Consider the following 9,285-nt stretch of genomic DNA (forward strand, 5'->3'; position numbering starts at 1 on the left):
AGAGCAGGTTCCGAAAAAGTTGACAGACTTTTTCGATGAGAACTCGCTCCGATTGTTCTAGTTTTGAGCGATTCCTTCCCGATCGCATGGTTCCATGCGATCGGGAAGCGCTCTAAGATTGATCCGCACAGGGAGCATTTGAGCCGTGTCGGAGCGTTTTTCGTCCCAGAGGTTCATGAAGCGCGTCCAGCGCATCCTGCTGGCGATCGACTCCCTGATCGATTCCGCCATGTTCCAGGGCGGCCGTCGGGCGCGGGAGCTTTATGAAGATTATTCGACCTTCATGGAGCGCTTCCATGTCTCGGGCGTCGCCCGGGTCGGCGTCGAACTCTGTTGCGAGGCGCTGACGCTTGGCCTTTTGGGAGGCGTCGTCGCCATGGCGCTCGCCTCCTCCGCCTTTCAGATGACGAGCGACGACAACTGGCTCAAACAGACCGATCTCGCCGTCACCTTTCTCGATCGCTACGGCGCGGAGGTCGGCCAGCGCGGCATCAAGCATGACGACGCCGTGCCGCTGGAGCAATATCCCGATCATCTCATCAAGGCGGTGCTCGCCACCGAGGATCGCCGCTTCTACGATCATTTCGGCATAGACGTCGTCGGCACGATGCGGGCGCTGACGGTCAACGCGCGCTCCTCCGGCGTGGTGCAGGGCGGCTCCTCGATCACCCAGCAGCTCGCCAAGAATCTTTTCCTATCGAACGAGCGCACCATCACCCGCAAGATCAACGAGGCCTTTCTCGCCCTGTGGCTCGAGCGCCATCTCACCAAGCGCGACATTCTCAAGCTCTATCTCGACCGCGTCTATATGGGCGGCGGCGCCTTCGGCATTCAGGCGGCGGCGGAATTTTATTTCGGCAAGTCGGTCAAGGACGTGACGCTCGCCGAGGCGGCGATGCTCGCCGGCCTCTTCAAGGCGCCGACGAAATATGCGCCGCACGTCAATCTGCCGGCGGCGCGCGCCCGCGCCAATGACGTCCTCAATAATCTCGTCGACTCTGGCTTCATGACCGAAAGCCAGATCATCGCGGCCCAGCGCAATCCGGCGACGCCGATCGACCGCGCCCGGGAGACGAGCCCGGACTGGTATCTCGATTACGCCTACAGCGAAATCCGCAGGCTCGCGCAAGAGGGCAAGCTCGGCGACCATCGCGTGCTCAGCGTGCGCAGCGCGCTCGACTCCAATGTTCAAAAGCGCGCCGAGGAGGTCATCGAGACCAATCTGCGCGAGCAGGGCCGCAGCTATCACGCCAAACAGGCGGCGGCCGTCGTGATGGAGCCAGACGGCGCGGTGCGCGCTATCGTCGGCGGGCGCGACTATGGCGCGAGCCAGTTCAACCGCGCGACCGACGCCGCGCGCCAGCCCGGCTCCTCCTTCAAGCCCTATGTCTATCTGACGGCGCTGATGAGCGGCAAATTCAAGCCGACGACCATCGTCACCGACCGGCCGACCTGCATCGGCAATTATTGCGTCCATAATTACAGCGGCGGCTACGCCGGCTCCATGCCGCTCGCCATGGCGCTGGCGAAATCCTTGAACACCATCGCCATCCAATTGTCGCAGGCGATCGGCGGCGGCGATTCGCGCATCGGCCGCGCCAAGATCATCGACACCTGCCGGCGCCTCGGCATCACCACGCCGCTCGAGGATACGCCCTCGCTGCCCGTCGGGCAGAGCGACGTCATTCCGCTCGAACATTCGGCGGCCTATGGCGCCTTCGTTAACGGCGGCAAGAAGGTTACGCCTTACGCCGCCGTGGAGATCCGCAACCGCCAGGGCGATCTGCTCTATCGTCACGACCGCGACGCGCCGCCGCAAAAGCAGGCGGTTCCTTACGACAAGGTCGTCGAGCTTGCGGGCATGATGAAGAAGGTCGTCGAGGAGGGCACCGGCAAACGCGCCCAGCTTGGCGAGGGCATCGACGTGATCGGCAAGACCGGCACGACGAACGGCTATAAGGACGCCTGGTTCTGCGGCTATTCCGGCACGATGGGCGGTTGCGTCTGGTACGGAAACGACGACAATGATCCAATGAACAATATGACGGGCGGCACGCTGCCGGCGGGCACATGGCATGACATCATGGCCTATGCGCATCAGGGCGCGACCCTAAAGCCCATCGTCGGCCTGAAGCCGGATCCCAAGGGCGCGACCGCCGCCGTCAACGCCAATGTCGTCAAGCCGCTGGAGCTTGGCGCGCCGCAGCGCCCCGCCACCTTGTCGAAGGGCGCGGTGGATGCGCTCGACGCCATACAGTCGAAGCTCAAGACGCTCGGCGGCAAGCAGGGCGCGCTGGAAGGCCCCGCGCCGGTCGGCGCGGAAGGTCCGCAGCGCGACGCGCGGCGTGGCGACGACGGCGTCATTCGATAGATCGCCGGAGGCGCTTTCTTGAAATTCAAGCCTTACGCCAATTATCTGAGCGCCGGCTCCGTGATGATCGCGGGAGTCGCGCTCGGGCTTTTCGCGACATTGCTCTCGCTCGACTCCGGCTACGGCTTCGATCCGTTGCGCGCCGGCCCCTGGACCGCCTGGCCGAAGGTGGGCGGCGCCGACATCGACCCTTATGCGCGCGCGGTCGTCTCGCGCTCGGGCGAGGCGCCGCTCGGGCGCGATCAGGGCCTCGCCTTCGTCGCCCGCGCCGATTCGAGCGGCGCGCCGCTCGACGCGGATTGCGAATATCGCATTGTCGATCCGCTTCCCGCCGCGCGCTTCTGGACGCTCGCGCTTGCGACGGCCGAGGGTCGGCTCATCGCCAATCCCGCCGAGCGTTACGGCTATTCCTCGGTCGATGTGCTGCGCCGCGAGGGCGGCGCCTTCGAGATCGCGGTCGCGCGTGAGGCGCGGCCGGGCAATTGGCTCTCGCCCGGCGGCGCACGCGGCTTTATCGTCGTGCTGCGCCTCTACGACACGCCGCTCGACGTCGAGTCGAATCCCGATCCCAATTCCTTTCCCAAGATCGTGAAGCTCGCATGCGCCTGACGGTTCCCGACCGCTATTTTTATTTTCTTCCCTGGGCGCTCGCGACGCTGCTCGTCGCCGGCATCGTCCACATCGTGTCGGTGCTGCTGATGCCGACGCTGGCGCCGCGCGACGCGCTCGCGCGGCTCGCCGCCTATGTGCGGACGACCGATCAGCCGCAAGGCCTCGTACTGTTGCCGCCGATGGCGCCGGGTTCGGAGACTTTGCCCTTCGAGGACCCGGCCTTCGCCGAAGCCGTCTGCGTTTACGATCTGACCAAGGGGCCGCTGCGCGTCGCGACGGCGGTCGACGGCGAGGACCTCCTCGCGCTTTCCTTCCATGCGCATGCGGGCCGCATCTATCATTCGATGACGGACCGTTCGGCGATCAAGGGCAAGATCGACATCGTCGTCGGCGACGCGAACCAGATCGACGCGCTGGCGAGCGCCGATGACGAGGACGCGCCGCCGCAGGAAGTGCGGCTCACGGCGCCGACGAAGCGGGGCTTCGTGCTCATCCGCTCCTTCGCCAAGCGCCCTTCCGATCAGGAGCGCGCCCGCAACCGCCTGCGCGCCGTGACCTGCCAGCGTTTCGATCTGCCGCAGGGATAGTCGTTCATTTCGCGCGCATGCGATGAAAAAAGACGATGCTCGCCGCCGCGCGCATGGCGGACGAGCGCAGCAGCAGATTGAACGCCGTGTCGCTTTGGAAATTGTCATAGGCCCAGCGCAGCGCGCGCTTCATCCGAAAACGCGGATAGGATTGCGGCAGCCATATCGCGGGATCGTCGCCGCGGCCGGCGAGAAAGTCGGCGATCGCCATGCCCGCCGCGCGTCCGTGTCGTAAGGCCGTGTGAATGCCGCCGGCGGTAACTGGCGACACCATGCCGGCGGCGTCGCCGACGAGCAGCGCGCGCGGCGCCGCCAGCGGCGAAACAAGGCCGCCGCAGGGAATGAGTCCCGCTCGAACATTCGTCGGCGCGCGGTGGCGAAAATCCGCGATGGGCGCGATTTTACATAGAAACGCCTCCATCGCGCTCTTTGCGGCGGCGGCGGAGCCCTCGCCGAATCTTCGGGCAAGTCCGACTTGCGTCACGCCGACGCCGCTCACAAGCCAGCCGATATATCCCGGCGCCAGACGACGGTCGATGAAGCAATGCAAACGGTCGCAGGCGTCGAAATCGACGCTTTCATATTCATGCTCGACGCCGAAGATGAAGCGACGGTTTTCGCCGAGCGCGAGCGTCTTCGCGACATGCGACTTCGGCCCGTCGGCGCCGACGAGGTAGCAAGCTTCGCTTCCATCCTCCAGCGCATAGCCGTTCGCCGTCGCCTTTCCGCCCGTGAAGACCGCGCCATATTGAATGCGCGCGCCGGCCTCTTCGCATCGGCGCGCGAGCAAGCGCATCAGCGCTGGCGTGTCGGTCGCAAGAAAATAATAGCCCGGCGCGGAGAGATCGACGCTGCGCATGTTCGGCGCATAAAGCCGCACGCCGTCGATGCGCCGGGCGACGCGCTCCGGCAGCGGCCCGAGCCAATCGAGTTCGTCCACGACCTCGCGAACGAGAATGCCGGTCGTATGCGGCTTCTCACCGGCCTCGGATTTGCGTTCGATGATCGTCGCGGGGAAGCCGCGCTCAGCGAGCGCCTGCCCGCAGGCCAGTCCGCCGAAACTCGCGCCGACAATGGCGACGGGCGCGGTCAGACTCAATTGCCGTCGTTCGGCAGTCCCGGCAGCGGCAGGATTTCGATGCCTTCTTCGAGCAGCGCCTTGGCTTCCTCGAATGTCGCGTGGCCGCGGATCGCCCGCCGCTTCGCCGCGCCCTCTTCTATGGCGCGCGCCTCCTGCGGAAAGCGCTCGCCCACGTCTTCCGTCTGCGTGACGACCTCTTCATGCAGTTCGCGCAATTTCGCGCGCAGCTTTTTCGCCGCTTTGTCGCGCGGGCGCGCGACGCTCGGCGCCATCACGTCGCGGGAGATTCCCGTCGAATCGCAGAAGGGGCAGGCGATCCGTCCATCGGCGGCCTGCGCCTCGAAGGTCGCGCTGTCGCGAAACCAGCCGTCGAAGCTATGGCCCGCGTCGCAGATGAGCGAATAATGGATCATGCGGGCGCTCCGCCGGCGAGCAGCGGATCAAGCCCGCCATCCTGGTCCAGGGCATAGAGGTCGTCGCAGCCGCCGATATGTCGGCCGTCGATGAAAATCTGCGGCACGGTCGTGCGTCCGTCGGCGCGCTCGCTCATGCGGCGGCGTCCGAGCGGGTCCCAGGCGACGGAGATTTCCTCGAACGTAACGCCCTTTTGCGTCAGCAGCTTCTTGGCGGCCTTGCAATAGGGGCAGGTGGGCGTCGTGTAGATTTCGATGCGGGGGGCCATGGCGGGCTTATACGCCAGCGTCTAGGCGCTTGTCACGGCCCGCGCGAAAACGAGGAGGTCGACCCGCGCGGCGCCGGCCCTGAGCAGGGCGCGGGTCGCGGCGTTGGCGGTGGCGCCGGTCGTCAGCACATCGTCGACGAGCACGACGTTACGCCCGGCGATCGCGGCGGCGCGCTCCGGCGCGACTCGGAAGGCGCCCGAGAGATTGGCGGCGCGCTGCGCCCGCGACAGGCCGACCTGCGGCGCCGTGGGCTTGACGCGCAAAAGCGCCATGGTCTCCAAAGGCACGGCGCTCTCGCGCGAAATCGCCTGCGCCAGCGCGGCGGACTGGTTGAAGCGGCGCGAAAGAAGCCGCAGCCGATGCAGCGGAATGGGGACGAGAACGTCGGCGTCGCTTAAGAGCTCCGCCCCGGCGCGCGCCATCCAGCGGCCGATGGGCCGGGCGAGCTCCAGCCGGTCGTAATATTTCAGGCGATGCGCGAGGAGCCGCGCCTTGTCGCTGTCGTAACGGGCGACCGCCCGGGCGCGTCCGAAGGCCGGCGGATTGGCGGAAGCCTCGAGCGAAATGAGTCCCTTCTGTCCGAGATCTTGATCGAAGGGCGTTCCAAGGCGCTCGCAATAGGGTCGTTCGATGAAGGCGATCTCGCGCCAGCATTCGGCGCAGATCGCGCCCTGGGTCGCGACCGCCTTGCGGCAGACGAGGCAGGAGGGCGGATAGACAAGATCGAGAAGCGCATTCCCCGCCCCTGCAAGGAGCTGAAAGAGGCCCAGTTCCGGGCGCCGCGCCATCGGTCGAAACCCGCTCAATCCGCTTTTCCAATTCAATATTCGCCGGCGCGTCGCGCCGCTGAAAGATCCATCGCTCACATTCTTTAGGAAATCAGGGGTTGAGCGCAGGCGGAACCTTAACGCATCGTATGGATCAGGAAAAGAATCGGCCGCAGGTCGCCGCGCCTGTTGGCAATTCGCCGCTATGTCCGAATTGGAGCTCAACAGGAGATTGAGGCGTCATGGAAGAGTTTCACACGATCTTCGTCATCTCCTGCATCGCCGTTCTCGCGCCGCTCCTCAATCGAATTCCGGTTTTTGCGCGCGCGCCGATCGTCGCCATCGAACTTCTTTTGGGCATGCTTGTCGGCCCAAGCGGAGCCGGACTGGTGAGCGCGGACGGCGCTTTGGATTTTCTCAGGGAATTTGGGCTCGTCTATCTGTTTTTTCAGGCTGGCTTCGAGTTCAATCAGAAGGAAATAAGCGGCAAGCCGCTTCGACTAGGGCTTTATGCATGGCTCGCGTCCGCGAGCCTTTCGTTCGTTATTTCCGGACTGCTTTACCTTGTCGGCCTCGTGGAGGCGCCGCTTCTCGTCGCGCTGATCTTGCCGACCACGGCGTTCGGCATCCTCATCCCGATGTTGCGGCAGGCCGGGCGTCTCGAGGATGAATTCGGACGCTATGTCCTTGGCGTGGCCGCCGTCAGCGAACTGGGGCCGCTCATTCTCGCATCGATCGTCCTGGCGGGACACAATCATCATCTCCACCAGACGCTGCTGAGCGCGGCGTTCATCGCCATGGGACTCGCAATAATTTTCTTTCTCAAATCGGCCCGCTCCGAACGACTGGCGGAAAACATCGTACAATGGCTCGGCGACAGCGAACTGCTTCCCATTCGAGTGTCGCTGGTGGTTCTACTGGGATTCGTCTCGTTCGCCGACAGGCTGGGCATGGAGCTTGTGGTCGGCTCCTATATGGCCGGCATGGCCATCGCGGTCCTTGTGCGCGGCACACGGGCGGAAATTCTCAAGGAGCGGTTGACGGCGATCGGCTCCGGCTTTCTCATCCCTCTGTTTTTCATCGAGAGCGGCGCGGCCTTCGATTTCCCCGCGCTCGTCGCGAGCCCCGCCAGCGTTGCGCGCTTCGTGGTTTTTTGCGCGGCGTTCCTGCTCATCCGCGCGGCGCCGCTGAATCTATTTCGAGGAACGCTGGCGGAACGGGAGATGTCGGCGTTGGGGCTGTTGTCCTCAACCACGCTCTCGCTCGTCGTCGCGCTGACTTATCTCGGGGTGAGCAGAGGTCAGATGACGCCCGAGACGGCCTCGGCGCTTGTAGGAGCCGCGATGGTGAGCGTCACGGCGTTCCCGACAATGGCTTTCTTGCTTCTCGGGACGCATCAACCTTCGCGCCTTGAGAATGGCGTATCCTTTGTCGCTCTCGCCGTCGCCGATTGGTTCTCGCTGCAAGCGTCAAGCGCGTTAGCCAAACTTCCCCCTCGATGGCTCGACGAACTGCATGTTTTCGAGCGGCGGATTCGGGATCTGTTCAGCCGCTCCGCAAAATAGGATGAGGGGCTGTGCTCGTACTTCAGGCCGGGGGTTTAGCCGAGCCTGATGCGCGCTTGACGCGACCGCGCGCGTCAGCCGAGCAGGCCGCCCGGCGCCGGCGCCAGCGGATTGTCGGCGAGCGCCTGCGCGTCGGGACGATCCGGCGCCGGCTGATTGACCAGCGCGCCGTAGAGGCCATGGACGAAAGCTTCGTCGAGGTCTTTCACGATGAAGACGATGCGCGTGCGCCTGTCTCCGTCTGGCCAGGCCTCCAGGCGATGCGGCGGATGAAAGACATGCTGCACGCCATGGATGGCGACCGGCCGCGCAGGATCGTCGGCGAGCGCGACGATTCCCTTGACCCGCAACATGCGCGGGCCCTGCGTATGGCGCAGCAGGTCGATGAAAATATCGAAGGAGGCGGGGGTCAGCGCCGCGTCGGAAGAAAAGCAGAAGGCGCGTATATGCGCGTCATGTCGATTCGCGTCGTGATGATGATGCGCATGGCCGTGATGGTCGTGATCGTGACGATGCGCTTCCTCCTGCGCCGCCTCGACGGCTTCGGCGTTCAGCCATTCCTTCACGCGCGGCGTTTTGGTTTCCGGGTCGTAAAGTCCGCAATTGAGCAGCGCTTCGGGCGTCGCCTCGCCTTTGGCGGCGTCAAGCTGGCGCGCGCCGGGATTGAGCCGCGCGAGGCGCTCTTTTAACGCCGCGAGTTGCGCGGCGCCCTCGGGGAGATCGCTCTTCGTAATAACCAGCCGGTCGGCGACGGCCGCCTGTCTCACCGCCTCCTCATGCGCGTCGAGCGTCGCTGTGCCATTGACGGCGTCGATCAGCGCGACGACGCCGTCGAGCCGATAGCGCATCGTGAGGTACGGGTGATACATGATGGCGTGCAGGATCGGCGCGGGATCGGCGAGGCCGGTCGTCTCCAGCACGACGCGCTTGAACGGCCTGATGCGGCCATTGTCGAGACGGCGCAGCAGGTCTTCGAGCATATTCACGAGATCGCCGCGGATCGTGCAGCAGACGCAGCCCGAACTCATCAGCACCATGTCGCCGTCGATCTTCTCGATGAAGAGATGATCGAGGCCGATCTCGCCGAACTCATTGATGAGGACGAGCGTGTCGGCGAGTTCGGGCGCCGCGAGCAGGCGGTTGAGCAGCGTCGTCTTGCCGGCGCCGAGGAAGCCGGTGACGATGGTGAGCGGGATCGGCGGCGGCGCCGGGCGCGAGGCGCGCGCAGCCGCCGCCGGCGTCGGATCGTTCACTGCGTTTGAACTCGCTTTAGCTCTTGCCCTGATCGGCGGCGGCGCGGACCTTCGCCGGCTGCGGCTTATGCGCGACGGCGGGCTTCTCGGCGTTTTGCGCGTCGGCGCCCTGCGGCGCAACGCTTTTTTTGGCCGAGGCCTTCACGCGCTTGGGCTTCGCCGTTTCGCTGGGCTGCGCCGTCTCGGCGGCCTCCGCGCCTTTTTCCTCGCTGGCCTTCGCCGTCTGCTTGCGCTGAGCCGCCGCGGCGGCCTTCGCATGTTTGCCGCGTCGCATCGATATGGCGTCGGGCGCCGCGCGGCTGATCGGCGACGCCTCCGCGTCGCCCGGTTGCGGCTGGGGCGCGGCGTAAGCGGCGAGATCGGGCT

At 65.3% G+C, this 9,285-nt stretch carries 9 protein-coding genes and 1 pseudogene; 4 read left to right on the forward strand and 6 right to left on the reverse strand.

Features of this window, described 5'->3' with window-relative positions:
• Positions 1 to 175: 175 nt before the first annotated feature.
• The 3 genes from V3H18_RS12850 to V3H18_RS12860 are packed head-to-tail and all read left to right on the forward strand — an operon-like array spanning position 176 to position 3,570.
• Positions 176 to 2,371 carry a transglycosylase domain-containing protein gene (locus V3H18_RS12850; RefSeq protein ID WP_332082468.1) on the forward strand — a complete coding sequence of 732 codons (2,196 nt, stop codon included), beginning with the start codon at positions 176 to 178 and terminating at the stop codon, positions 2,369 to 2,371.
• 18 nt (positions 2,372 to 2,389) lie between these two features.
• Positions 2,390 to 2,980: a DUF1214 domain-containing protein gene (locus V3H18_RS12855; protein ID WP_332082469.1), complete on the forward strand. Its 591-nt coding sequence runs from the start codon at positions 2,390 to 2,392 to the stop codon at positions 2,978 to 2,980.
• Positions 2,971 to 3,570: a DUF1254 domain-containing protein gene (locus tag V3H18_RS12860; RefSeq protein WP_332082470.1), complete on the forward strand. Its 600-nt coding sequence runs from the start codon at positions 2,971 to 2,973 to the stop codon at positions 3,568 to 3,570. Before V3H18_RS12855 ends, V3H18_RS12860 begins: the two co-directional genes overlap by 10 nt.
• 4 nt (positions 3,571 to 3,574) lie before the next feature.
• Here V3H18_RS12860 and V3H18_RS12865 read toward each other — a convergent pair whose 3' ends face one another.
• The 4 genes from V3H18_RS12865 to V3H18_RS12880 are packed head-to-tail and all read right to left on the reverse strand — an operon-like array spanning position 3,575 to position 6,122.
• Entirely contained in the window at positions 3,575 to 4,669 is a 1,095-nt protein-coding gene (locus tag V3H18_RS12865) for an NAD(P)/FAD-dependent oxidoreductase (RefSeq protein ID WP_332082471.1), read from the reverse strand.
• Entirely contained in the window at positions 4,666 to 5,064 is a 399-nt protein-coding gene (locus V3H18_RS12870; protein ID WP_332082472.1) for a DUF1178 family protein, read from the reverse strand. The genes V3H18_RS12865 and V3H18_RS12870 overlap by 4 nt, the downstream gene beginning before the upstream one ends.
• Positions 5,061 to 5,333, reverse strand: coding sequence for a glutaredoxin 3 (grxC, locus tag V3H18_RS12875; protein WP_332082473.1), 273 nt, complete (start codon positions 5,331 to 5,333; stop codon positions 5,061 to 5,063). Before grxC ends, V3H18_RS12870 begins: the two co-directional genes overlap by 4 nt.
• Positions 5,334 to 5,354: 21 nt before the next feature.
• Complete coding sequence (locus V3H18_RS12880) at positions 5,355 to 6,122, reverse strand: ComF family protein (RefSeq protein WP_332082476.1); 768 nt, start codon at positions 6,120 to 6,122, stop codon at positions 5,355 to 5,357.
• A gap of 221 nt (positions 6,123 to 6,343) precedes the next feature.
• Between V3H18_RS12880 and V3H18_RS12885 the strand changes: the two genes are divergently transcribed.
• Positions 6,344 to 7,666: a cation:proton antiporter gene (locus V3H18_RS12885; RefSeq protein ID WP_332082474.1), complete on the forward strand. Its 1,323-nt coding sequence runs from the start codon at positions 6,344 to 6,346 to the stop codon at positions 7,664 to 7,666.
• Positions 7,667 to 7,740: 74 nt separating this feature from the next.
• On the opposite strand, the gene V3H18_RS12890 is transcribed toward V3H18_RS12885, so the two are convergent.
• Both V3H18_RS12890 and V3H18_RS12895 read right to left on the reverse strand, forming a co-directional pair.
• On the reverse strand, positions 7,741 to 8,919 hold the full coding sequence (locus V3H18_RS12890; RefSeq protein ID WP_332082475.1) for a CobW family GTP-binding protein: 1,179 nt from the start codon (positions 8,917 to 8,919) through the stop codon (positions 7,741 to 7,743).
• A gap of 16 nt (positions 8,920 to 8,935) precedes the next feature.
• Positions 8,936 to 9,285: pseudogene (locus V3H18_RS12895) on the reverse strand (D-alanyl-D-alanine carboxypeptidase); the annotation flags it as partial.

Source organism: Methylocystis borbori, from assembly GCF_036576025.1.
GTDB lineage: Bacteria > Pseudomonadota > Alphaproteobacteria > Rhizobiales > Beijerinckiaceae > Methylocystis > Methylocystis borbori.